Source organism: Bacillus sp. H1a, from assembly GCF_000633475.1.
In the GTDB taxonomy this organism is placed as follows: Bacteria; Bacillota; Bacilli; order Bacillales; family Bacillaceae_G; genus Bacillus_A; species Bacillus_A paramycoides.
The window spans coordinates 1-23,486 of sequence record NZ_AYMH01000047.1 but is presented as its reverse complement, the minus strand read 5'-3'; the positions used below and the strand labels follow the sequence as shown (position 1 = coordinate 23,486).

Below are 23,486 nucleotides of genomic sequence, written 5' to 3'. Positions count from 1 at the left end.
CGCTACTTTCCTTTTGCAACAATCGTACGAACTACTTTTAACGCAAGTAGTAAGAGGAGGTTCGCTACTGCTACAAGTCCTAAGAAGCCTGCTATCATCAGCTCTCCCATTCCGTTATTAATTACAAACATAATAGAAGAAATAAAAGCCAAAATAAACAAAATTAACGTTGGGATATATTTAACAGGAGGCTTCTTATATGCTTTTTTAGAAAGAAGAAATGTAACTAACAACGTCATAATAAAAACAAAATACACCGCAAATAAGAAAATCATCCAAACGCCTCCTCTCTATTCAAACCTCTTAACTATAAAAAGCCCCCTCCAAATATAAAGGGAGCTTACAATTTGTTAATACTTCTCATCTACCTGTAATTCTTTACTATACTTTTGAATGAAAACTGATGAAATAGCCATCACGATCCCTACACTAAACCCAATAAGCTGATCTAATAACATTTCATCATGAATAAGCCAGCGAAGTAAAAATACGCCGCCAAAAATAAGCATTGCAGTAAATCCAGTATGTCTAAGTCCTTTATATACATTTTCGATATGTATCATTCCTTCACACACTTTTATCCATATTACACCATAACCTTCAAGCAAATTCTCCTCAATAAGAAACCCATATGTTTTACAAACTCTTTAAACTCTTAAACATTTATACATAAAAAAAGTAACGTATAAGCACCAAAGTAATACAAAAAAGACTGCAGAGAACTCCTTCTCCACAGCCTAATTATTATTTTTGCAAAAACGCCTGTAAATCTGCAAATTGCCTCTTCGCATCTTCATAGCCTTGCTCATATAGATTTTGTAGTTTTGCTGTATCTTTTTCCATACGGTCTACTTGAAGCGGCACTTCTGGACGAATAACAAATAAATTACCCGCTTGTTCTTCTCTTTCAATGTAGTGAAGTGTTTCATTATATACTTCATAACGAGCTAACATCGTATTTACAAGGTTGGGATATTTTTTATAAGCCTTTGCTGCAACCCAGCCAAACTTTGATTTTTTCTTCGCGTAACCATGATTTCTCGTCAAAATAACGACTGATTTTTTAAATCCATCTTCCTGTGCTTTACGAACTGGAATCGGATCAGAAATCCCGCCATCTAATAATTGCTTACCTCGGTAGTCTACTACCGGTGCAATAAATGGCAATGAACTAGACGCTTGCAATAAATTTAACACATCATCATTCGTTCCCTCTTTTTCAAAATAAACAGGTTGTCCAGTTTCACAATCTGTTGTTCCTACAAGGAAACGCTCTGGACTATTAAAGTATGTTTCAAAATCAAACGGTACATGCTTTTCTGGAATTTCATGAAAAATGAAATCCATATCAAATAATTGACGCTTTTTCCATAAGTTTTTATACGATAAATACTGTGGATGTGATGCATAATCAATATTTACTGTTTTATTTCTATTTCTTTGTCTGGAAAGATACGACGCTGCATGGCAAGCACCAGCTGATACACCGATTACATATGGAAAATATAAATCTTGTTCCATAAAGTATTCTAGTATCCCACCAGTATATACTCCGCGCATACCGCCGCCTTCTAATACTAACCCCGTATTTTCAAGCATGTTACTCTCTCCTCTTTCTATATATTGACTCTTTAATTATTCACTATGTTAAGTATCTTTTTCTATTATATATGAGTTCTTTCAGAAACTATATTTAAAAGGCTTGAAAAAAAAGAATTTCTTCTTCCTAATGATAGCACCACATCACTATCAGGCTAGCGAAATATCGCTACGACTTCTTTAAATGAATTATTATAAATAATCCCAAATTTTTTAATTTTAAATATTCAGAATTGAAATTAAAATATATAATAAGATGATGGGGATGAAATTACAAATTATAGATAACGAGGGAATAGGGATGAAATTACAATTAAAAGCTGATTTAATGCTACTACTGGTTACATTTTTTTGGGGTGCATCCATCCTACTTACAAAGGTTGGCCTTGATGACATAGAAGAATATAATTTAATCGCATTACGATTTATTATTGCCTTTCTTTTATCAGGTTTAATATTTTACAAACACTTATTCAAAATTGATTTTAAAACTGTAAAATATGCTTTTATATTAGCTTCTGTTTTATTTATAGTTTATATTTTTGCGACTTTCGGTACAAAGTATACAAGTGTTTCTAATGCAGGTTTCTTACTAAGTCTCACTGTCATTTTCATTCCAATATTATCATCTATATTTTTAAAGCACATTCCTGAAAAGAAAGTTATATTAGGAATTGTTTTAACGATAATAGGAATCGGATTATTAACATTAAATAGTGAATTTAAGATCGGTAACGGCGATATATTTTGCATATTGTCTGCTTTATTTTATGCGATTCACGTCATCATTACGGGCACAGTAACGAAACATGTGAATTCAATTGCTCTTGGGGTAATACAACTCGGCTTTGTTGGCCTATTTAGTCTTATTTTTTCATTCATTATAGAAACCCCAAAACTTCCAAGCACTATTGACTCATGGCTAATCACCTTAGCCTTAAGTATATTTTGCACAGCAGTAGCTTTCATTGTTCAAGTTATCGCCCAGCAATATACCACTCCCACACATACAGGTCTTATCTTTTCACTAGAACCCGTTTTTTCAGCCGGTTTTGCCTTCTTTTTCACGGGTGAAACACTCACACTTAAAGGCTACTTAGGTGCAACTCTCATATTATTAAGTGTATTAATTGCTGAGTTAGATTTTAAAAGTTTATTAAAACTCAATTATAAGAAAAATATGGAATAAATATTTCGCCAAGATAGATAAATATACATCCACGTTGAGGGGCTTCGTTTATATTATTTTCATTCTCTTAACCTAGGTCTACTTCTAAGTGAATGTCTTTCTCTCACGGGAATAAAATCCCCATACTCTACAAAAAAGAAAATAAGTAAAAAGCAAAATAGAGACTTCCCGAAAGGAGGTCTCTATTTTAAGCTCTTTGATCAGCAACGATATGGATATCAATATGCTTCGTTTGTCTCATAATTTCATTTACAATAGAACCTTTTCTTATTTCTTCCCACCGTGTTCTTGCTGATTGTCCGAGTAAAATTTGCGTTACTTGTAGTCTGTTCGCGACTTCAATAATAACATCAGCTGGCTTTCTCCCTTTCGCTTCTTCTAATACAAAGCTCGCATCAAATTGATTCGTCAAGGATTTCCACTCTTCAATTGTTTGCTTTTTCCCTGCTGAAATAGAATCTATATTTTCCCTTTCTACATTTAAGACATACAATTCAGCGTTTAACCGATCAGCCATGCGCCATCCCCTTCTTATTAATTTCTCTGCTGTTGAACTGTATTGTACACAAACGAGAATCTTTTCTTTCACGCCAATCGGCTCTATAACTGTTTGACTAATTTTTTCATCCATATCATCTGCAACTTCACGAAGCGATAATTCCCTTAGTGCCCCTAGATTATTAAGCGTAAAGAAGTTTTGTAAGCTTTGCTGAATTTTTTCTTCCTTATATATCTTTCCATCTATTAATCTCTTCCTTAATACCTCAGGTGTTGCATCAACGAGTTGAATTTCATTTGCTTTTTGCAAAATAAAATCCGGAATACGTTCTCGTACTTTGACGTTCGTAATTTGAGCTACAATGTCATGAACGCTTTCTAAATGTTGAATATTAAACGCGGATAATACTGATATACCAGCCTCTAGCAATTCTTGAACATCCATGTACCGTTTTTTATGTTTAGAACCAGGAATATTACTATGCGCGAGTTCATCAACAACAACGATTTGTGGTGCTCGCTTTATAATTCCTTCTACATCCAGTTCATAAAATACTTTCCCTTTATAATCTATTTCTTTTAAAGGAACTTTTTCTAAATCAGCAATTGCTTCTTCCGTCTCTTTTCTTCCATGCGTTTCAATTAAACCAATTACAATATCAATACCATCTTTTTGCATTTCTCTAGCATCAAAGAGCATTTTATAACTTTTCCCTACTCCTGGAGCAGCCCCTACGTATAGCTTTAACTTTCCACGATTTTGCTGACGAATATATTCTAAATACTCTTCCGGTGTTCGCCTTTGAAACGTTGGTTTATAGTCATCTGCATACAAGACACGCACAACCTTTCTTTTGAAACAACGCTACCTCAATCCATTAGATTGAGGTAGCACTGTTACTATTTTATTAGTTTCTGTAATTCTAAATTTAACTTTAAGACGTTTACACGGTCCTCTCCAAATAAACCGAGTGTAGCGCCTTCTGTTTGATTTTTAATAAGCTGATCAAGCTTTTCTTTCGGAATATTTGTTAATTTCGAGATACGATCCACCTGTACGTAAGCTGCCTGTGGACTAATATCCGGATCAAGTCCTGAACCTGAATTTGTTACTAAATCAATCGGTACTTCTGTAACTGGCACACTTGGATTTTGTACCTTCCAATCTGCAATACTTTTCTCTACTCGTTTCGCTAAATCTGGATTAGACGGTGCATAGTTATTAGACCCTGATGCTTCTGCTTTATATTCTATACTAGAGACACGCCCATGAAAATAACGTGGATCTGTGAAATTTTGACCGATTAATTTTGAACCAACTACTTCATTCTTATCATTATATATAAGACTTCCATCCGCATTATCCTTCATTACCGCTTGCGCAATACCAGTTACAATTAGCGGGTATACAAGTCCACACAAGACTAAGAATGTAAAAGTAATACGAATAATTGGTGAAAGTATACTTTGTCTTTTCGCCATCTTTCTTCCCCTCTTCCTTATATGAACAAGCCGACAATCATATCAATTACTTTAATTCCAATGAATGGAACGATAACTCCGCCAAGCCCGTAAATGAGTAAGTTTCGGCTAAGCAGTGCATTAGAACTCATCGGTTTATATGCAATACCTTTCATCGCTAACGGAATTAGTAACGGAATAATGACTGCATTAAATATTAATGCTGATAAGATTGCTGAAAGCGGTGATGTTAATTCCATAATATTTAATGCTTCCATTTGCGGAATCGCAAGTGTAAACATCGCTGGAATAATCGCGAAATATTTCGCAATATCATTCGCAATACTAAACGTCGTTAGCGCACCACGTGTCATTAACAATTGCTTACCGATTCCTACAACCTCAATAATTTTAGTTGGATTCGAATCTAGATCGATCATATTTGCCGCTTCTTTCGCAGCTGTTGTACCACTATTCATCGCTAATCCAACGTCGGCTTGCGCTAATGCCGGAGCATCATTTGTACCATCACCTGTCATTGCTACAAGTTTCCCTTTATCTTGTTCTGCTTTAATAACCGCAATTTTATCTTCTGGTTTACACTCGGCAACGAATTCATCTACCCCTGCTTCTTTTGCAATTGTTGCTGCTGTTAATGGGTTATCACCTGTACACATAACCGTTTTAATCCCCATTTGGCGCAATTGTTCAAAACGTTCACGCATACCAGGTTTTACTGTATCCTTTAAATAAATTAAACCGTAAATACGATCATCTACTGCAACTACAAGTGGTGTTCCACCCTCTTTTGAAATTAAATCTGCTTTTTGATTCACATCTTTTGGAATCGTTCCGCCTTGTGATTGAACCCATTCAATAACGGCACCAACAGCACCTTTTCTCACTTTCGTTCCATCCTGTAAATCAACACCGCTCATTCTCGTTTCTGCTTTAAACGGAACAAATTCACCTTGTTCTGCAAGTTCTCTATTATATGATATTGATTTTGCTTGCACATACTCTATAACAGATCGACCTTCTGGCGTTTCGTCTAAAACAGAACTAATCGCAGCCCATTTCCCTACCTGCTCAATCGTTTCATTTCCTACAGGGAGTAGTGTATGTGCCATCCGGTTCCCGAAAGTAATCGTACCTGTTTTATCTAAAATGATTGTATTAATATCGCCCGCAGCTTCTACTGCTTTCCCTGACATTGCTAATACATTAAACTTTGTCACGCGGTCCATCCCAGCAATACCAATCGCTGATAATAACCCACCAATTGTCGTTGGAATTAAACAAACTAACAATGCCACAAGTACAGCTGTATCAATTTGAAATCCTAAATAATTTGTAAAGATCGGCAACGTCACAACAACGATTAAGAAAATTAGAGTTAAACTCGTTAATACTGTATTTAAAGCAATTTCATTCGGCGTTTTTTGACGAGCAGCTCCTTCTACTAAAGAAATCATTTTATCAATAAATGATTCACCAGGATTACTTGTAATTACAATTGTAATCTCATCACTTACGACCATCGTTCCGCCTGTTACTGAACAAAAATCGCCACCTGCTTCTTTTATAACAGGAGCTGACTCCCCTGTAATTGCAGATTCATCTACAGACGCCAATCCTTTAATTACTTCACCATCATTCGGAATCATTTCTCCTTGTTTTACAATAACAATGTCACCTTTTTTCAGCTCAGTTGCTGAAACTTGAACGATGTCTCCATTTTCTTTTATAATATTTGCAAACACATCCTTCTTCGATTGTTTTAAAGAATCGGCTTGCGCTTTACCACGCCCTTCTGCTAACGCTTCTGCAAAGTTAGCAAATAAAACTGTAAATAATAGAATAAGAGAAACTGTTATATTAAACCACCCTGGTACGCTACTCGAACTACTTGGAAGAAAGGATAAAAGTAACGTAATTATAAATCCAATTTCCACAATGAACATAATAGGATTCTTAATCATTACTTTCGGATTCAATTTCGCAAAGGATTGTTTTATCGCATGCGTCACGATATCGCGATCCAGCGTTTTCGCTTGTCTAACCTCATCTTCTATAACATGTATTTGTGACTCGTTCACTTGTTTTTCTTTTACTACTACCGGCTTCATCATTTACCCTCCATTACTTCAATGTAAGAAATTCTGCAATTGGGCCTAATACTAACATCGGGAAGAATGTTAACGCACCGACAATTACAATCGTTCCGATGAAGATGCCACCAAATAAACTATTATCCGTACGGAATGTTCCGACTGTTTCTGGTACGACCGTTTTCTCCTTCAGTGAAGCGGAAACAGCTAGCATCGTAATTAAGCTGAAATAGCGTCCTAAAAACATAACTAAACCAGTCGTAATATTCCAAAACGGTGTATTATCCCCTAAACCTTCAAATCCAGATCCGTTATTCGCAGCTGACGATGTATACTCATATACAACTTGCGTTAAACCGTGGAAACCTGAATGCGAAATGGCATCTGTTCCTAGATTTGTTGAAAGAGCCAATGCTGAAAATCCTAAAATAAGTAACGGATGAAATAATATCGTTACTGCAATTAATTTCATTTCCTTACCTTCAATCTTTTTACCTAAAAACTCTGGTGTCCGTCCGACCATTAATCCAGATATAAAGACTGCAATAATTGCATACATGATAATATTGATAAAGCCTGCTCCAACGCCGCCATATACTGTATTCAACATCATATTTACGAGTGGAACTAAACCACCAATTGGTGTTAACGTATCATGCATCGTATCAACTGCCCCTGTTTCAGCAGCTGTCGTTACTGTCGCATAAAGTGAAGAGAATACTGTTCCGAATCGTACTTCTTTTCCTTCTGTACTTCCTTGCACATGTTCAATACCTATTCCATTTAACGCTGGATTCCCGTTTAATTCAGATGTCGTAATCGTTATAAACCCTAGTAAAAACACCATAAATAGTGAAACGAAAAGGATACGTCCTTGTTTTTTATTTCCTACCATTCGTCCGTACGTAAATGGAAGTGCTGTTGGCAATAACATCATAAGCATCATTTGTAAAATATTAGTGATTTGTCCTGGATTTTCAAATGGATGCGCTGAGTTTGCCCCGAAAAATCCACCACCGTTATTCCCAAGTTCCTTAATTGAAACGAATGATGCAACTGGTCCACGTAATATACTTTGCTTTGCACCTTCAATCGTATGTGCTGTAACTGCCCCGTCTAACGTTTGTGGTACACCGAGTGCGACAAAGGCTAACGCCGCAATAAATGCAATTGGAAGAAAAACTCTCGTTAAAGCTCTCGTAAAATCAACGAAGAAGTTCCCAAGTTCTTTTCCAGCAAGCCCTCTTATAAATGCCATAACAATCGCTAAAGTCGTTGCTGGTGCTGCAAACATTAAAAACGTAATGGCGATTAATTGTGATAAATAAGACAAACCATTTTCACCGCTATAATGCTGTAAGTTTGTATCGGCCATAAAACTAATTGCTGTATTAAAAGCGAGCGTAGGCTCCATCCCTGCAATATGCGCTGGATTTAGCGGCAGCACACCTTGTAATCTGAAAATGAAATATACAACGACAATCATAAATCCATTTAACAATACTAGTGATAATGCGTATTGCTTCCACGTTTGATTGTATTGTTTCACCCCTGTAATTTTAAATATAAGTTTTTCAAAAGGCCCGAATACTTTATCTAGCGTCTTGCTACCTTGAAAGGCTTTCTCTAAATAAATCCCCATTGGCTTTGCTACTAAAATAAACAAGAGCATTGTAATAACAACTGCAACCCAAATCATAATGAATGATTCCCCCTAATTAAAACTTTTCTGGATTTAATAATGCGTACACTAAGTACACCGTAATCGCTGCAACAATAACCGATAAGGCAATCATCATGATTGCTTCCCTTCTTTCACAACTTTATCTGACCAACTTGCAAGACTTGCCATCGATGCAACTAATACAACAAATATCCCGATCATTACAACATCTAACATAGCTATCCCTCACTTCTTTTCTTGTAAAAATTTACCATTAAAATATTAAAAAAGAACACTGAGCTCTACTCAGTGTTCAAAAAATGAACAACAAAAAGTAAACCTCCTCTCTAAACGCTTACGAGGTTAGCTGTCGGATTCGGGCCTAAAGAGTAGCCCTACTTTCAAAACTGAAAGATTCACCCCAAGTGACGATGCACAAAATTGGTTCCCCCGCTCCATTTCTGGAACTCAGCGATTTTAGGTTTTTTTGGAAATTTTATGAATGATTTATGAGAGTAAATATACTCCTCTATATTTAACTTGTAAAGAGGCAAATTACTTTAAATAAGAAAATATTTTATTATTTAAACGCTTACATTACACGTTATTAATGTTCTTTCATCTATTTTCTTGTCTTTTCTTTCTTTTTCATAGAAATGATCTTTTAAATATGAAATAAAAAGAGCGAATTACATAAAGTGCATAGCTTGTTGCACTCAGCATTCGCTCTTTTATTCAATGCTTAATCTCCTCGTAAAAATGCACGTAAATTTCTCCCGCGAATATAAACTTGTGACAATTCTGCATGTAGCTGCTCATATTCGATAATATCTGTTTTTAAATATAAAGCATCTTTCGATGGCAATATTATATATGGCCTCGGAAAAATCGGATCGAGCACTACCAATTCTTGAACTCGCTCTACCGATACCGCCCAACGATTCGCTATATCTCCAAGTAGTAATACTTTCATCTTCGCTTCCTCCCGCCCTATTCAAAAAATAAAAACGAAATGTTATCACAGTTTGTAAACACGACAATTTTAGCTCCAATTGTTTCATAGAGCCTGGCCGGATATCGTTTATTCCTTGTGACAACAGTAATAGGCGCTTGAAAAGAAAAACGAATACGTTCTGTGAAGAAACTAACTATTGAAAGCTCATCTCCGAGCAAAATCACCTTCTTAATACACTCGCAAATACTAGTAAAATCCTGCTCCTTATTACAGCTATAAGTCGAATCAAATCCATAGTTTCTAACTTCAGCTGCTATCTCTTCATTTGCTGTAAAAATAATTAACTCATGCTGAAATGCTACTAGCTCTCTTAAACTCTTTACTTTATTTTCTTCTCCAACACAAATAAGTGTTAATTCCATATACCTCATCCTCCTTAGCATAAAAGAATCTAAACATAGATTGATATTCTCCTATACTAATCAGACCGATGAAGTGATGTATCCATCATGGCACCGTCCTCTCTCAAGACGCTTACGAAGTTAGCTGTCGGATTCGGACTTTGAGAGTAGCCCTACTTTCAAAATTGAAAGATTCACCCCTAGTGACGACGCACAAATTGGTTCCTCCGCTCCATAAATCTGGACTCAGCGTATTACAAAATAATCCATTATCCCCACATAATACGGAAATAAAAAACAGATTCTGGCTGATATATTACTCTTAAATTTTGAAAAAGTAAACAGAAAAAAAGCCAGTTAAAAAACTAGCTTTTCATGTCTTTATACATGTGTCTTATTCACTTTATAAGCAAAATGATTCGTCGGTCCATGACCAATTCCAATATTCAAAGGCTCTTCAATCGCTATACTAATAAATTGTTTTGCCTCTTGAACTGCCTCTTCAATTGAATATCCTTTAGCAAGTCCTGCTGTAACTGCAGACGCGAATGTACACCCGCTCCCGTGCGTTTGCTTCGAAGGAATTCTTTCACTTCTAAATTCGATAAACTGCTCACCATCAAAGAGTAAATCGATTACTTTATTACCTTGATACTCTGCATGTCCGCCCTTCATAAGAACATATTTAGCTCCTAATTCATGCAATACTTTCGCAGCTTCTTTACTATCTTCTATATTATGAATCTCTAGTCCTGTTAACACTTCTGCTTCAGGAACATTCGGTGTTACAACAGTAGCTAATGGCAATAAATATTCTTTTAATGCGTGTACTGCTTCTTGTTGTAATAATGAAGCGCCACCTTTTGCAATCATAACAGGGTCTAGCACAATATTATTCCAGCCAAATTTCTTAATGTGTTCTGCCACAATTTGAATAATTTCACTGCTAAATAGCATTCCTAGTTTCACAGCATCTGGTGTTAAATCCATACCAATTGAATTCAGCTGTTCCGTAATTCCTTCTAAAGAAACAGGATATACCCCTTGAACGCCAAGCGTATTTTGAGCAGTAATTGCTGTAATAGCTGTCATTCCATACACACCAAGCTCTTGAAAAGTTTTTAAATCTGCTTGAATTCCAGCGCCGCCTCCGCTATCAGATCCTGCAATCGTTAAAGCTTTATTTACTTTCATCTCACTCATCCTTTTCTATCCAAAATAGCGATGATAAATTGTTTTTGCTTCACTTATATCTTTCGTTCCATGCACAAGTACACGGCCATCTTTGAAGGCAACTAATCTCTTTTCTCCAACAGAAAATGATAATAAATATGGATTTACATTCAAATCATTCACGCGATCATTCAGCAATTCTTTATATTGTTCAAAATCCATTTCTTCTTTATGAGGTGGTCTAATTTGAACTGTATTTCTCCCGCATAAAACTGCTGTTTTTGAAGTGTTTTCTTTATTTAAATACGGATATAATGCATCCTCACCACATGAAGGACAATTATGTTTCCGAAGCTTTTGCACATTCATACATGAATATTCATTTTTCCATACATCAAACGACACAAGCCCATTTCGAAGTGATTCATAATCTTCTACTAACAGTTTTAGTGTTTCTGTTACTTGATGAGAAACGACAAGAGATACAGCAGGTGATATAATCCCCGCTGTATCACATGTCGCCCCGCCAAGCGGAATCGATTGTAATAAACAAGATAAACATGGCGTTTTATCAGGAAGAATTGTGTAAGAAAGACCGTAACTACCTACACACGCTCCGTAAATCCACGGAATAGAATATTTTTGCGATATATCATTCACAATAAAACGTGTTTCAAAATTATCAGTTGCATCAATTATTACATCAACATTTGTAACGAGTTCTTCTAATTCTTCAGCCGTTACATCTTGAACGAGAGCTTCGACTCTTACTTCACTATTAATCTCTTCTAGACGTTTTTTTGCCGCTATAGCCTTCGGAAGATTATTCTCTACATCACGCTCCGCGTACAATTGCTGCCTTTGTAAATTACTCCAATCCACATAATCGCGGTCAACAATTGTCACCTTACCAACACCAGCCCTTACAAACATCTCTGCATTTGCACTACCTAGTGCGCCCGCACCGATAATAAGTACATGCTTTTCTCCTATCTTTTGTTGTCCCTCTTCTCCAATTGGAGAATATAGCTCTTGGCGAGAATATCGATTATTCAACTACGCTCATTCCTTCTAAAGGGCTACTTGCTGTTGCACAACGCTTACGTGCAATACGACCCGCTTCAAAGCCTAAGCGCCCTGCCTCAATACCTAACTTCATTGCCTGTGCCATCTTAATAGGGTCTTTTGCTCCCGATACAGCCGTATTCAATAGCACACCATCTGCCCCTAATTCCATTGCAAATGCTGCATCAGCTGGGCTACCAATACCAGCGTCAACGATAACTGGCACTGTTGCTTGTTCAATAATGAAACTTAAATTTAATGGATTTACAATACCAAGCCCTGAACCAATTGGTGATGCTCCTGGCATAACCCCGTGTACACCAAGTTCTTGTAATTTACGCGCTAATACAACATCATCAGATGTGTATGGAAGAACGATAAATCCTTCTTCCAATAACATTTCAGATGCCTTCAATGTTTCTACCGGATCAGGTAATAACGTTTTATCATCACCAATAACTTCTACTTTTACCATGTCACAAAGTCCAGAAGCTTTTGCTAATTTTGCAATTCGAACAGCTTCTTCAGCATTTTTTGCTCCCGCTGTATTTGGTAGTAACGTATATTTTTTCACATCAAGTTTCTCTAATAGATTAGGTTGCTTCGCATCAAATATATCCATACGACGTACTGCGAATGTTAAAATTTCAGCTTCAGAAACGTCAATTGCCTTTTGCTGCACATCAAAATCAGAGAATTTCCCTGTTCCTAATAAAAGTCTAGAATGAAATGAAAATGGTCCAATGTTTAACATAATCAACCGCCTCCTACGAAAGTTACAATCTCAATTTGGTCTCCATCAAAAACAGATGTATCCTTATGATCATCTTTTTGTAAAATATCTTTATTACGCTCTACTACAACGATTCTTTTATCTAATTCTAAATGTGTAAGTAACTCAGCTACTGTTTTTACACTCGCTGGTATTTCAATTTGCTTACCATTAATTTTTAAATTCAAACTTCCATCCCCTTTCTAAACCGATTTAGGAAGCAATGAATCTAGCAAATGATTTTCTCGCTTTCCTTCTATTAAATCAGCCATATACTGACCGGAAACAGGACTTAATAAAATACCGTTTCGATAATGCCCAGTACAAGCATATAAACCTTTTATTTCTTCATGCTCTCCCATATAAGGAGCTCCATGATTAGACTGCGGTCTTAACCCAGCCCACGTACTTTCCCACTCTGCTTCTTTTAAAGCAGGCAATATCGTGTAAGCACGCTCTAATATAGAAGTTATGCTTTCTGGCTGCACAGCTTTATTAAACGTATGAGGATTCATCGTTGCCCCAATTACATAACGGCCACCGCGCTTTGGCGTAATATAAAACCGCTCTTGGAAAATAGGAGCTTTCAAGAGAGGCTTCCTGCTTCTTACTGCAACAACTTCTCCTTTAACTGGATATGTACCCCAATCACTATGGAAATAATGTAGTAATTTCGTACTCCATGAACCTCCAGCGATAACGACTTTTTCACATGTGATTACACCTTCGCTTGTAACAATTCCAGTCACCGTATTGTTTTCAATTTGAATATCAAACACTTCTGTCTGTTCATATATGTCAGCTCCAGAAAATGCCGCGGAATGTGCGAATGCTTTCGTCAGCTCTGGTGCAATAACATGACCGTCTTTTGGGTAATATACCGCCCCTATAATTGACTCGGAAAGAAATGGTTCTTTTTCCCGCAAATGCTCCCCTGTTAGAAAGTAGGAATCTTCGCCTGTTTTCTGTTGCCAATCCATAATATGAAGAATTCTTTCCTTCTCATCTTCATTTTGGGCAATGCGATAAATTCCCTTTTCTTCATACCCAATATCGATGCCTGTTTTTTCACGTAAAACTTCTGCAAGTTGTGGAAATATAGCACGGCTTTCTCTAGCAAGCTCAAACAACGGATCATATTCATCCCATTCTGCCTGAACACCGAGCAAACCAGCTGCTGCTTTCGAAGCTTCAGATGCGATTCCTTGCTTCTCTACAATCGCTACTTTATGCCCTCTTTCCGCTAGAAAGTGTGCAATTGAACTGCCAATTACACCTCCGCCAATAATCGCTACATCATACTTCTTACACATGTTTTCCCGCCCACTTTCTTATTGATTCCTTATAAGATTTCGCCTTGCTATACGGATTACTACTGCTTATAATCCCAGACATAACAGCAATGCCACTTACACCATTTGCAAGAACATCGTTTGTATTTTCAGGAGTGATTCCACCAATTGCGGTGATTGGTATTGATAAACACCTTGCCATATGAGCAATTTCTTCTAATCCTCTTGCTGGCACACCCTTTTTACAAGCCGTTGGAAATACATGACCGTAAACGAGCGAATCCGCTCCATTTTTAAATGCCACTATCGCTTCATCTAAAGAATGTACTGAATAACCAACATGCAAATAAGAAAACTTTTCTTTCACTAACTTTACATCTGCGCTTCGATACCCTAGCTGAACACGTGGAATATTTAATAGAATAGCAATATCAATTCGATCATTTATCACTATTTTGGATGCTGGAAAGCCTTTCTCCAAAAGGCTTTCCACACCGTAATACAATTCCTTCGTATTTTTCTCACGCTCACGAATATGCAAATAATCAATCTCACTCTCAATTTGTATCCCTACATTCACTACCTCTTCGAATGGCATTTGACCATTTGAGATTACATGGAGCTCATTTTTCATATGCATTCGCCTACTTTAAAATGTTTTCGAATAGTTCATCGGCTGGAACAACCTCTTTCGTCATCCCTTTTTCTTTCAACCATTTATTTTGCTGCTCCCATGACTCTTTTGAATCTGATAAGAATGGTTCATCTTTCGTTTCCATCTTCTCTAATAAAATTTTCATACTTTCTTTTTCAACTTCTGGTACAAGTGGGAAGTTTTCTTTTTCTTGATGATTTAATAAAATATTTAGTGCTTCATCCGGATTTTTCTTCATGAAATCATAGCCTTTTTTCGCACCACGTAAAAAGGCTTGCAACGCTTCCTTATCCTTTTTCAAAGTTTTATCACCTGTTACAAATACAAGCTCATGATAATTCGGCACCCCGTAGTCAGCTGGATTAAAGTAAGCTGGTTCATGACCTTCATGACGCATAACAGGAACCTCATGGTTAATGTATGCCCCTGTTACAGCATCTACTTTTTTCGTAATTAACGCTGGTACTAAATCGAATCCAACATCGACTACTTTCACTGTATCTGGATTACCACCATCTTCTTTTACCATCGTTTTTAAATACGCTTCACTTAAAGGTGTTCCAGAATATCCAACTGTTTTTCCTTCTAAGTCTTTAGGTGACTGAATACCTGCTGATTTCAGCGATACAACATGATTTAACGGCGAACGTACGACAGCTCCAATTGATTTCACTGGAATGTTTTCATTTGCTCTTGCAATCACAACATCTGGCTGATAATACAAACCAACTGTCACTTTTCCAGCAGCTGCTAATGTTAATGGATCAGTCGGATTAGAAGGGAATTTAATATTCACCTTTACTCCTTCTTCTTTAAAGTATCCTTTTTCAATTGCGGCATAAATAAAGCTATGTACCGCATTCGGATACCAATCCAGCATTACTGTTATTTCTTTCTCTTTTTTACTCTTATCTGATGCTGAATTACTAGAACATCCTGTAATCATTGCAACTAATAATGTAAACACAAAGATGCGTTTTAATAATTTCATGAATGTTTCCTCCAACTAATGAATTTCCTTTCTAATATCGAAACAAGTATGACGAAGAAAATAGCTAATAATGATAACAATACAATTGGTGCAAATACCCCCGCTCCGTCTAACTGCGTCATCATTCTTTTACTGAAATATCCAAGCCCAGCTTGCGCACCGAGCCATTCTCCAATCGCTGCCCCAATAACGCTAAGTGGTACCGCAATTTTTAACGCTGAGAAAAAGTAAGGAAGAGCAGATGGCAACTTTAGCTTTAGAAAAACATCTTTTTTCGTTGCACCATACGTAACTAAAAGCTCTTCCCATTCTCTTTTCGTACTGCGAAGTCCATCATACGTATTGACCGCAATTGGGAAAAATGTAATTAAAACTGTGACAACAACCTTACTCCAAATGGTATATCCGAACCATAAAACAAATAGCGGCGCAAGCGCTGTAATCGGAATTGTTTGCGAGGCAACTAATAATGGATAAAATGCTCTTTCCATCCACGTACTCGCATTCATTAACATTGCTAGCCCTACGCCCAAGACGATAGAAATAACAACACCTATTAAAACGACATACAACGTTGCAGGTAAATGAACCGTAAATAATATATCTTTCAGCGCCCATATCTTCATTACAATTGCAGAAGGTGATGGCAAAATGTACATCTCATCTACAATTCTTGCTCCTACTTCCCAAGCAATAAGTAAAATTCCACTTAATGTGAGGGCAGGTAATAGCTCCTTCAAACGATTCATCATACAAGTACCTGCCTTTGTAACATACTAAGAAGCTCATCCTTAAGCGCTAACACTTCAGGCTTATGTAAATCTTTTCTTGTTCTGTTACGTTCAAGCGGCACAATTCGCTCAGTTAAAGTAGCTATCGGCTGCTGCTCTACAACAAAAATACGATTAGAAAGAAAAAGGGCTTCTTCAACGTCATGTGTAATAAATAAAATTGTTTTTTCCCACTCTTGCCATTGTTCAAACAACCATTCCTGCAAAGATGCCTTCGTTAAAGCATCCAACGCGCTAAACGGTTCATCTAACAATAATATCTCTCCGCCTGTTAATAAAGTTCGGATAAAAGATACGCGCTGTCTCATACCACCAGATAAATCTTTCGGATATTTTTTCTCGTACCCTTGTAAACCAAATTTATGTAACAGTTCCTTTGCCTTTACCTGTGCTTCTTTCTTCTGCACACCTTGGCACTCTAACGGTAAAGCAGCATTCTCAATAACTGTTCTCCATGGCAAAAGCATATCTTTTTGAGGCATATACCCTACAGGATGCCTCTTTGTTTCCATAAGCTCTATTTGTCCGCTGCTCGCCTCTTCTAAACCTGTAATAAGGCGAAATAAAGTACTTTTCCCACAGCCACTTGGTCCAATAATGCTCACAAACTCTTTTTCTTGTATATTGGCATTTAGTCCCTCTATGATTGGTTTTTCATCATAATGAAAGGAAACATTACGAAACTGTAGTATGTTCTTGCTCCTCAAATCCCCACATCTCCTTACGATAAGCCATATCCCAGAATAAATATTCAAATCGGCTGGAATATAAGAAAATCTCCTCTAATCGATCTAGCTCTTTCTCTGACTTCCCAACTGCCATTTCATTTAATAAATCTATTAACCAAATACAAAGGTTACCGTATTCTTCAGAACTATATCCTTGAATCCACTCCCCAAAGAACTCATGATCTCTTGCTCCAGGAATATCATTTAAACGCTTTCCAATCTCCCAATAGCTCCACATACATGGAAGTAAAGCTGCTATTAATTCTGCAAGTGTGCCATTTTGAGATACAGACATCATATAATTTGTATAAGCTAAATTTTTAGCAGATGGTTTTGCCGATTCCATCTCCTGGGCAGAAATCCCAAGTCTTTTTGCATATTGTTTATGAATCGTCATTTCACCATTTAAAATACCATCTATTTGCTCTGCAAATTTCGCCATAACTTGTGGATTCGTTGCCTTTACAACACCAATTGCATATAGTTTTGCATAATCCAACAAGTATAAATAATCTTGAATAATATAATACTGGAATTTATCTTTTTCTAAAGTGCTATCCCCCATACCTACTACAAACGGATGATTATGACTTTTCTCCCATACAGGCTGCACCGTCTCAAATAATCTTTCACAAAATTTCATTTATATTTCCCCTTCCTGTATATCTGTTTATCCCAATAAAAAAGCCACTTCTTTATATAAGAAGTGGCCACAGCAAATAAAAATATATTTTATTCGTTGTTCCACTTCCCTTCGCTAGTATTACCTAGATCAGGTCTGTAAGGGTTAAGGATTATTCCTCTCTCAGCACGAAAAGCACCCCTAGTGGTGTTAATATAAAATTTTCAAATAAAAAAGCCCCGTTTCTATACGCAAAGAAACGGGGACTCATTGTTAATGTCCGAATTGCTTCCCTACGCTAGCATAATCTAGATCAGGTAATGAAAAGGATCAAAGGCTTACGGCCCTCCTCTCAGCTGGCAACACCAGCTCTCCTAGCAAACTATAAAATTATCACTGTCAGTATAACATTGTCATAAGTCATCATCAACTATTTTAATTTTCTTAATTGCGCATTAAATCTTAACATGTTAAACAAATATAAATGCAGCTCCACAAATGATATATATATACGAATCTCTCTTCTAACATTATTTATATTGATTTCATATTACATTTATGTGAATAAGACCAATATATTGTATCTTTATACTATAATAAAATTACAACTATACAACTAGAGGAGGTCTTTATTACATGAATATGAAAGCTACAGCTTTAACAGCAACTACTATCGCAATTGCTTCGTTACTTCCTTATATGGGAGAATCCGATATACAAACAGCTGCTGCTAAGCAATCATCTAAAGCAAAAACGGGGTATGTAAAAATTGACAACGTTGCACTACATCAAAATAGCCATGCAGACAGTGCAATAATTGATAACATTCGATTTAATAGCCCAGTTACTATTCTTGAGACAGCTCAAGATTGGTATAAAGTATCCGTTAACAACAAAACAGGCTATATGAAAAAAGATGCAATTCTATTCAAAAAAAATGTTCAACAAAAGTATCAATATATCGTAAATGCAAACGCATTAAACGTTCGTTCTGAACCTAATACAGAATCTTCTATTCTAGATATATTGCCAAATGGTCAATTCATTACAATTCAAGGTGAACAAGGAGATTGGTACAAAATATTACATAACGGCCAAATTGGTTACGTACAAAAAACATTTGTATCTAATGGATCCACACCTCTAGTAAAAGGTATAACTGTACAAGGTTCTCCTTCTTATACTGTTGCAACACCCAAATTAAATGTGCGTAGCTCTGCTAGCACAAATAGTGCAGCAATCGGTTCTCTGCAAAATGGTACACAAATACAGGTAGTAGAAACAGTAGGAACTTGGTATAAAATTCGTTTTGGCACAGGATACGGATATGTGGCAAAACAATATGTAGTGCAAAATCAAGCGCAAGCTAAAACAACCGCTTCACCTTCATCAATTCCAGCAGTTTTCAAATTCCCTACCCAAGGGAAAATCAGCTCAACATTTGATATGCGCTGGGAACAAATGCATTATGGTATAGATATTGCAGCACAAGGCAACGTCTCTATTCAAGCTGCTGCTGCAGGTAAAGTTGTGAAATCTTATTATTCGGCTAGCTACGGCAATGTCGTGTTCATCGCCCATCAAATAAATGAGAAATTATATACAACAGTTTATGCTCACATGAAAGATCGTACTGTACAAGCTGGTGATCAAGTACAAACCGGACAATTACTAGGTCATATGGGAAATACAGGATATTCATACGGACAACATCTCCATTTTGAATTACATAATGGGGAATGGAATTTTGAAAAAACAAATGCAGTGAACCCACTGCCATATTTAGTTAGGTAAATTGTATGCCACGCAATATACCTCTCTTTATTGAATACCTGGCTTTTTTAGGTTTAATCTGTTGTTTAATCATTTATAATACGAACACTGTATTTTTGTCTATTATCATTGCTTTTGTTGCTTTAGAAATTATGATGGAATCATTCCAAGTTCAACTGAAACAAAAAATTGCCCATATTTATAATGCAATTTTTCTTTTGAGCGCTCTTATAACAAATATAGTTAGTAATGGTTTTTATTTATCTACCGCATTTCCTGTATTCTTTATGGCTGTTTTATTATTCATAGCTAGATACGTTAATGCTCCTAAAAACCAAAAACACGAACAAGAAGCTTAGAAAGAGGAGACACTGTGTACCAATCTTTCAAAGATGACCCAATGAAATATATATTGAATTTATATGAAAAAACGAATACTTTTTTTGGTATACAAGGCAGTTATACTGCTCAATTTTTTCTTTATGGAATGTTATTTCTTGTCTTAATTACTTTCTCCTTGTTTTACTAACAAAAAAGGATCTCACATAAAATTTGAGATCCTTTTTAATTTATATTAATTTTTGATATGTAAAGTCCTCTTTATCCACAAGCATATTTTTCATAAATAAAACTAAGATTATATTTTTTCTCTAAGCTCATTCTTTGTTCATCATCACACCAATAGAAAAGAATATCATGAATCGTTGCATAACGTTTATTTTTAAGAAATAGTTTAAAGAATGATGGCAAACAATCATGTAATTGTATAAATATATAATTGCGTAGTATTTCTTCTTTATATTCAATGCCCTTACAAATATACAGTAATTCTTCACAATAATATGCATGCTGCGGAACTTGAATCATTTCGAAAAATGGTACATAAGAAAGTAACTTTCCAATAAAATGATCGTATCGATCCATTAACCCTATCGTCATATGTTCCATCATTTCTTTCATCACATACAAATAATCGTCTACGTGCGTTGTCTTTAGTGGATCTAACCGATCAGAAATTTGAGACAGTACAGCTTTTTGACAAGCTATAACAGCTTGACTAGGCCCATAATATGATAGGAAATCTGTGCATTTACGATACTTGCGCAGTAAATCATTTGTATATAAATCATACACAAAAGTATTACAATATATTGCTAGACCCATCATATCACTATTTAGCTGTTCTTTTGATAGAGTCTTAGCTTGCTTACACATATAAAAAAACGTAAACTCCAATACTTCCTTATGAGATAATAAATGTCTACACTGCATTATACATTTCTCACTAAATTTAACTCTCTCCCAAATCCCTACATCTCCATTATCCAATTCACCAATACGATGTTTAATGATTAAATAGTTTAGAGCAACCGCTTGCGTCAAAAGATCCCATGTTTCATATTCCAATGAAGTTTGGACAAATTCGTCTAACCCTTGATCAATCATAAATGTATATGCTTCTTTATACCAACCAATCTCTTGGCATAAGCGAAGAATACGTACTAAAGTGGGAATTTCATCTTTATGAAACTGCGGTAAATCTTTCGCTTTATTCATTCCATATACGATGAAAGCCGCTAAATTTTCTTCTTTATAAAATTCTTTTTCTTTCCATACTAAAATAGTTCGCTCTTTCCCTTCACCTTTCGGATGACGCGGTACAAGCAAAGAAAATAACTCAGCGAAATTCCTTGGTTCTACGTATGTATCTGTAACCAAATTCCAATTCGGATCGCCCTGTACAGCCCTCATATAATTCCCCTTCCCTTTTTATCTACATAGGAAATATTAATTCCTTATCTCACCAAAATAGATTAATATTGTTATATTCAAAATCTATCATAATACTTATATCTATTAGTATATCACTTTTTATCTCATTAAAAATTATGAATCACAAATTTTAAAAAACTATCGAAAATATTAATCATGCATAGCTAGTATATAATCTTTCAGCTCTATCATGTTAACACATCACCTTTATCCATATAAAGTTAAAATGATGTATATTTTTTTTGTGTATACATTGAAGCTATACTCAGTGGGGCGTTCCAAGCAACGAGACTCCCACCTGCTCCCTTCGCTTTCACAAAGTTGTGAGGTGAGAATCTTGCCGCCCGCAAATAGCGGGATAAATTATTTTGTATGCTCTGATATTTCACTTAAAGCAAAACCAGCTTGGTCATCTGCTACTTCTCTTATAGCTAAATCTCCCAAGGCTAACATACCAACGAATTGACCACCTTCAACTACTGGCAACCTTCTAATTTGATGCTGTGCCATCAATTCTGTAGCTCTCTCAATAGAATCATCAGGAGAAATTGAAACGATATTTGTCGTCATTACATCTGTAATCTTATTAGATCCTGGATGTTTTTCAGCAATTCCACGCACAACTAAATCCCGGTCCGTCACAAGACCAATAACTTGTTCATTCTCAACAACTGGAATCATACCAATTGCTTCTTCCTTCATTTTTACAGCAGCCTCATATACATTATCTAGTGGTGTACACTGTACAATATTTGTACTCATAAGTTCTCGAACCTTTGTCATTATTCTATCTCCTCCTTTTAATACATACTATAGCTTTTCCTAAATTCCTTTATTTATTTCAGGAAGACAGCACAATAAAAAGAGGTTGAAGATATAGACATACTAAAAAAGAGTCAGCAAATTGCTGACTCTTTTTTTATGACCCGTACGGGATTCGAACCCGTGTTACCGCCGTGAAAGGGCGGTGTCTTAACCACTTGACCAACGGGCCATGGCTCCGCAGGTAGGACTCGAACCTACGACCGATCGGTTAACAGCCGATAGCTCTACCACTGAGCTACTGCGGAATAAATATATGGTGGGCCTAAATGGACTCGAACCATCGACCTCACGCTTATCAGGCGTGCGCTCTAACCAGCTGAGCTATAGGCCCATATACTTTTTTACAGGGGCAGTAGGAATCGAACCCACACTGGAGGTTTTGGAGACCTCAGTTCTACCTTTAAACTATGCCCCTAAATGATGCCGGCTAGAGGACTTGAACCCCCAACCTACTGATTACAAGTCAGTTGCTCTACCAATTGAGCTAAGCCGGCAAAAAAAAAAAAAAAAAATGGTGGCTCGGGACGGAATCGAACCGCCGACACGAGGATTTTCAGTCCTCTGCTCTACCGACTGAGCTACCGAGCCAACATAAAATGGCGGTCCCGACCGGGGTCGAACCGGCGATCTCCTGCGTGACAGGCAGGCATGTTAACCACTACACCACGGGACCATTGGTTGCGGGGACAGGATTTGAACCTGCGACCTTCGGGTTATGAGCCCGACGAGCTACCAGACTGCTCCACCCCGCGACGATATTATGTTTTTTAAAATAAATGGAGGAGGTAGAGGGATTCGAACCCCCGCGCGACTCTCGCCGCCTGTCGGTTTTCAAGACCGATCCCTTCAGCCGAACTTGGGTATACCTCCATGAAGGAAACATTAATATCTTATTCATTTTTATATGTAACTAAACCAATTTTTGAAAAAATGGAGGAGGTAGAGGGATTCGAACCCCCGCGCGACTCTCGCCGCCTGTCGGTTTTCAAGACCGATCCCTTCAGCCGAACTTGGGTATACCTCCGACATATAAAAAATAAAGTGGAGCCTAGCGGGATCGAACCGCTGACCTCCTGCGTGCAAGGCAGGCGCTCTCCCAGCTGAGCTAAGGCCCCATGTTTTTGAAAAATCGGGAAGACAGGATTTGAA

The 23,486-nt window shown here is 36.7% G+C and carries 26 protein-coding genes, 11 tRNA genes and 4 riboswitches; of the genes, 3 read left to right on the top strand and 34 right to left on the bottom strand.

The features are described 5' to 3' along the window. Nucleotides 1-2: 2 nt before the first annotated feature. The 3 genes from U860_RS0122155 to U860_RS0122145 form a co-directional block, all read right to left on the bottom strand. Nucleotides 3-275, bottom strand: a complete 273-nt coding sequence (locus U860_RS0122155) for a hypothetical protein (protein ID WP_025150208.1) — start codon at nucleotides 273-275, stop codon at nucleotides 3-5. Between the two features lie 75 nt (nucleotides 276-350). After that, nucleotides 351-563, bottom strand: a complete 213-nt coding sequence (locus U860_RS0122150) for a hypothetical protein (RefSeq protein ID WP_081806867.1) — start codon at nucleotides 561-563, stop codon at nucleotides 351-353. 181 nt (nucleotides 564-744) lie between these two features. After that, nucleotides 745-1,599, bottom strand: coding sequence for a patatin family protein (locus U860_RS0122145; protein ID WP_025150206.1), 855 nt, complete (start codon nucleotides 1,597-1,599; stop codon nucleotides 745-747). Nucleotides 1,600-1,900: 301 nt separating this feature from the next. On the opposite strand from U860_RS0122145, the gene U860_RS0122140 reads away from it, so the two are divergent. Then, entirely contained in the window at nucleotides 1,901-2,788 is an 888-nt protein-coding gene (locus tag U860_RS0122140) for a DMT family transporter (RefSeq protein ID WP_025150205.1), read from the top strand. Nucleotides 2,789-2,975: 187 nt separating this feature from the next. On the opposite strand, the gene kdpDN is transcribed toward U860_RS0122140, so the two are convergent. The 18 genes from kdpDN to tenA form a co-directional block, all read right to left on the bottom strand. Then, nucleotides 2,976-4,130, bottom strand: coding sequence for a KdpD-like non-kinase potassium sensor (kdpDN, locus tag U860_RS0122135; RefSeq protein ID WP_081806860.1), 1,155 nt, complete (start codon nucleotides 4,128-4,130; stop codon nucleotides 2,976-2,978). 56 nt (nucleotides 4,131-4,186) lie between these two features. Next, entirely contained in the window at nucleotides 4,187-4,768 is a 582-nt protein-coding gene (kdpC, locus tag U860_RS0122130) for a K(+)-transporting ATPase subunit C (protein ID WP_025150204.1), read from the bottom strand. A 17-nt stretch (nucleotides 4,769-4,785) separates the two neighbouring features. Next, nucleotides 4,786-6,876 (bottom strand): potassium-transporting ATPase subunit KdpB, encoded by a 2,091-nt coding sequence (gene kdpB, locus U860_RS0122125; protein ID WP_025150203.1) that lies wholly within the window; start codon nucleotides 6,874-6,876, stop codon nucleotides 4,786-4,788. A 13-nt stretch (nucleotides 6,877-6,889) separates the two neighbouring features. Next, on the bottom strand, nucleotides 6,890-8,557 hold the full coding sequence (gene kdpA, locus U860_RS0122120; RefSeq protein WP_025150202.1) for a potassium-transporting ATPase subunit KdpA: 1,668 nt from the start codon (nucleotides 8,555-8,557) through the stop codon (nucleotides 6,890-6,892). Between the two features lie 19 nt (nucleotides 8,558-8,576). Beyond that, nucleotides 8,577-8,657: a K(+)-transporting ATPase subunit F gene (kdpF, locus tag U860_RS31845; RefSeq protein ID WP_000972378.1), complete on the bottom strand. Its 81-nt coding sequence runs from the start codon at nucleotides 8,655-8,657 to the stop codon at nucleotides 8,577-8,579. Beyond that, on the bottom strand, nucleotides 8,654-8,758 hold the full coding sequence (locus U860_RS0122110; protein ID WP_000887889.1) for a SipW-dependent-type signal peptide-containing protein: 105 nt from the start codon (nucleotides 8,756-8,758) through the stop codon (nucleotides 8,654-8,656). The genes kdpF and U860_RS0122110 overlap by 4 nt, the downstream gene beginning before the upstream one ends. A 101-nt stretch (nucleotides 8,759-8,859) precedes the next feature. Next, a riboswitch (cyclic di-AMP (ydaO/yuaA leader) is annotated at nucleotides 8,860-9,005 on the bottom strand. 258 nt (nucleotides 9,006-9,263) lie between these two features. Next, nucleotides 9,264-9,494 carry a hypothetical protein gene (locus U860_RS0122105; RefSeq protein ID WP_025150201.1) on the bottom strand — a complete coding sequence of 77 codons (231 nt, stop codon included), beginning with the start codon at nucleotides 9,492-9,494 and terminating at the stop codon, nucleotides 9,264-9,266. Nucleotides 9,495-9,511: 17 nt separating this feature from the next. Continuing rightward, complete coding sequence (locus tag U860_RS0122100; RefSeq protein WP_025150200.1) at nucleotides 9,512-9,898, bottom strand: hypothetical protein; 387 nt, start codon at nucleotides 9,896-9,898, stop codon at nucleotides 9,512-9,514. Between the two features lie 93 nt (nucleotides 9,899-9,991). Then, nucleotides 9,992-10,139: riboswitch (cyclic di-AMP (ydaO/yuaA leader) on the bottom strand. Between the two features lie 119 nt (nucleotides 10,140-10,258). Then, complete coding sequence (thiD, locus tag U860_RS0122095) at nucleotides 10,259-11,071, bottom strand: bifunctional hydroxymethylpyrimidine kinase/phosphomethylpyrimidine kinase (RefSeq protein WP_025150199.1); 813 nt, start codon at nucleotides 11,069-11,071, stop codon at nucleotides 10,259-10,261. Nucleotides 11,072-11,086: 15 nt separating this feature from the next. Next, nucleotides 11,087-12,106, bottom strand: a complete 1,020-nt coding sequence (locus U860_RS0122090) for a thiazole biosynthesis adenylyltransferase ThiF (RefSeq protein WP_025150198.1) — start codon at nucleotides 12,104-12,106, stop codon at nucleotides 11,087-11,089. Then, complete coding sequence (gene thiG / locus U860_RS0122085; protein WP_002170447.1) at nucleotides 12,099-12,869, bottom strand: thiazole synthase; 771 nt, start codon at nucleotides 12,867-12,869, stop codon at nucleotides 12,099-12,101. The genes U860_RS0122090 and thiG overlap by 8 nt, the downstream gene beginning before the upstream one ends. Before the next feature lie 2 nt (nucleotides 12,870-12,871). Next, nucleotides 12,872-13,075, bottom strand: a complete 204-nt coding sequence (gene thiS / locus U860_RS0122080; protein ID WP_002170446.1) for a sulfur carrier protein ThiS — start codon at nucleotides 13,073-13,075, stop codon at nucleotides 12,872-12,874. A 15-nt stretch (nucleotides 13,076-13,090) separates the two neighbouring features. Further along, nucleotides 13,091-14,200, bottom strand: coding sequence for a glycine oxidase ThiO (thiO, locus tag U860_RS0122075; protein WP_025150197.1), 1,110 nt, complete (start codon nucleotides 14,198-14,200; stop codon nucleotides 13,091-13,093). Then, complete coding sequence (tenI, locus tag U860_RS0122070; RefSeq protein WP_025150196.1) at nucleotides 14,193-14,813, bottom strand: thiazole tautomerase TenI; 621 nt, start codon at nucleotides 14,811-14,813, stop codon at nucleotides 14,193-14,195. Before tenI ends, thiO begins: the two co-directional genes overlap by 8 nt. Before the next feature lie 10 nt (nucleotides 14,814-14,823). After that, nucleotides 14,824-15,825, bottom strand: a complete 1,002-nt coding sequence (locus tag U860_RS0122065) for an ABC transporter substrate-binding protein (RefSeq protein ID WP_025150195.1) — start codon at nucleotides 15,823-15,825, stop codon at nucleotides 14,824-14,826. Continuing rightward, nucleotides 15,822-16,574: an ABC transporter permease gene (locus tag U860_RS0122060; RefSeq protein WP_025150194.1), complete on the bottom strand. Its 753-nt coding sequence runs from the start codon at nucleotides 16,572-16,574 to the stop codon at nucleotides 15,822-15,824. The genes U860_RS0122065 and U860_RS0122060 overlap by 4 nt, the downstream gene beginning before the upstream one ends. Beyond that, the gene (locus U860_RS0122055; RefSeq protein WP_025150193.1) at nucleotides 16,574-17,323 is read right to left on the bottom strand and encodes an ABC transporter ATP-binding protein; all 750 of its coding nucleotides are present in this window, start codon (nucleotides 17,321-17,323) and stop codon (nucleotides 16,574-16,576) included. Before U860_RS0122055 ends, U860_RS0122060 begins: the two co-directional genes overlap by 1 nt. Further along, the gene (tenA, locus tag U860_RS0122050; protein ID WP_025150192.1) at nucleotides 17,292-17,987 is read right to left on the bottom strand and encodes a thiaminase II; all 696 of its coding nucleotides are present in this window, start codon (nucleotides 17,985-17,987) and stop codon (nucleotides 17,292-17,294) included. Before tenA ends, U860_RS0122055 begins: the two co-directional genes overlap by 32 nt. Nucleotides 17,988-18,076: 89 nt before the next feature. Then, a riboswitch (TPP riboswitch) is annotated at nucleotides 18,077-18,179 on the bottom strand. Nucleotides 18,180-18,239: 60 nt separating this feature from the next. After that, nucleotides 18,240-18,352, bottom strand: a riboswitch (TPP riboswitch). Between the two features lie 250 nt (nucleotides 18,353-18,602). Between tenA and U860_RS0122045 the strand changes: the two genes are divergently transcribed. After that, complete coding sequence (locus tag U860_RS0122045; protein WP_025150191.1) at nucleotides 18,603-19,760, top strand: SH3 domain-containing protein; 1,158 nt, start codon at nucleotides 18,603-18,605, stop codon at nucleotides 19,758-19,760. A 5-nt stretch (nucleotides 19,761-19,765) separates the two neighbouring features. Continuing rightward, nucleotides 19,766-20,098, top strand: coding sequence for a hypothetical protein (locus tag U860_RS0122040; RefSeq protein ID WP_025150190.1), 333 nt, complete (start codon nucleotides 19,766-19,768; stop codon nucleotides 20,096-20,098). A gap of 241 nt (nucleotides 20,099-20,339) precedes the next feature. Here U860_RS0122040 and U860_RS0122030 read toward each other — a convergent pair whose 3' ends face one another. From U860_RS0122030 to U860_RS0121970, 13 genes are all read right to left on the bottom strand, one after another. Beyond that, nucleotides 20,340-21,491: a DUF3965 domain-containing protein gene (locus U860_RS0122030; RefSeq protein WP_025150189.1), complete on the bottom strand. Its 1,152-nt coding sequence runs from the start codon at nucleotides 21,489-21,491 to the stop codon at nucleotides 20,340-20,342. A gap of 384 nt (nucleotides 21,492-21,875) precedes the next feature. Then, complete coding sequence (locus tag U860_RS0122025) at nucleotides 21,876-22,295, bottom strand: CBS domain-containing protein (RefSeq protein ID WP_002170436.1); 420 nt, start codon at nucleotides 22,293-22,295, stop codon at nucleotides 21,876-21,878. A gap of 139 nt (nucleotides 22,296-22,434) precedes the next feature. Beyond that, a tRNA-Glu gene (locus U860_RS0122020) sits at nucleotides 22,435-22,506 on the bottom strand. Nucleotide 22,507: 1 nt separating this feature from the next. Further along, nucleotides 22,508-22,582: transfer RNA gene (locus U860_RS0122015), tRNA-Asn, on the bottom strand. A gap of 9 nt (nucleotides 22,583-22,591) precedes the next feature. After that, a tRNA-Ile gene (locus U860_RS0122010) sits at nucleotides 22,592-22,668 on the bottom strand. Between the two features lie 13 nt (nucleotides 22,669-22,681). Next, nucleotides 22,682-22,752 (bottom strand) — tRNA-Trp (locus U860_RS0122005). Between the two features lie 6 nt (nucleotides 22,753-22,758). Beyond that, a tRNA-Thr gene (locus U860_RS0122000) sits at nucleotides 22,759-22,831 on the bottom strand. Nucleotides 22,832-22,849: 18 nt separating this feature from the next. After that, nucleotides 22,850-22,925, bottom strand: a tRNA-Phe gene (locus U860_RS0121995). Nucleotides 22,926-22,934: 9 nt separating this feature from the next. Next, nucleotides 22,935-23,010, bottom strand: a tRNA-Asp gene (locus tag U860_RS0121990). A gap of 2 nt (nucleotides 23,011-23,012) precedes the next feature. Next, nucleotides 23,013-23,089 (bottom strand) — tRNA-Met (locus U860_RS0121985). A gap of 25 nt (nucleotides 23,090-23,114) precedes the next feature. Next, nucleotides 23,115-23,207 (bottom strand) — tRNA-Ser (locus U860_RS0121980). Between the two features lie 61 nt (nucleotides 23,208-23,268). Then, nucleotides 23,269-23,361 (bottom strand) — tRNA-Ser (locus U860_RS0121975). 18 nt (nucleotides 23,362-23,379) lie between these two features. Next, a tRNA-Ala gene (locus U860_RS0121970) sits at nucleotides 23,380-23,452 on the bottom strand. Between the last annotated feature and the right edge of the window lie 34 nt (nucleotides 23,453-23,486).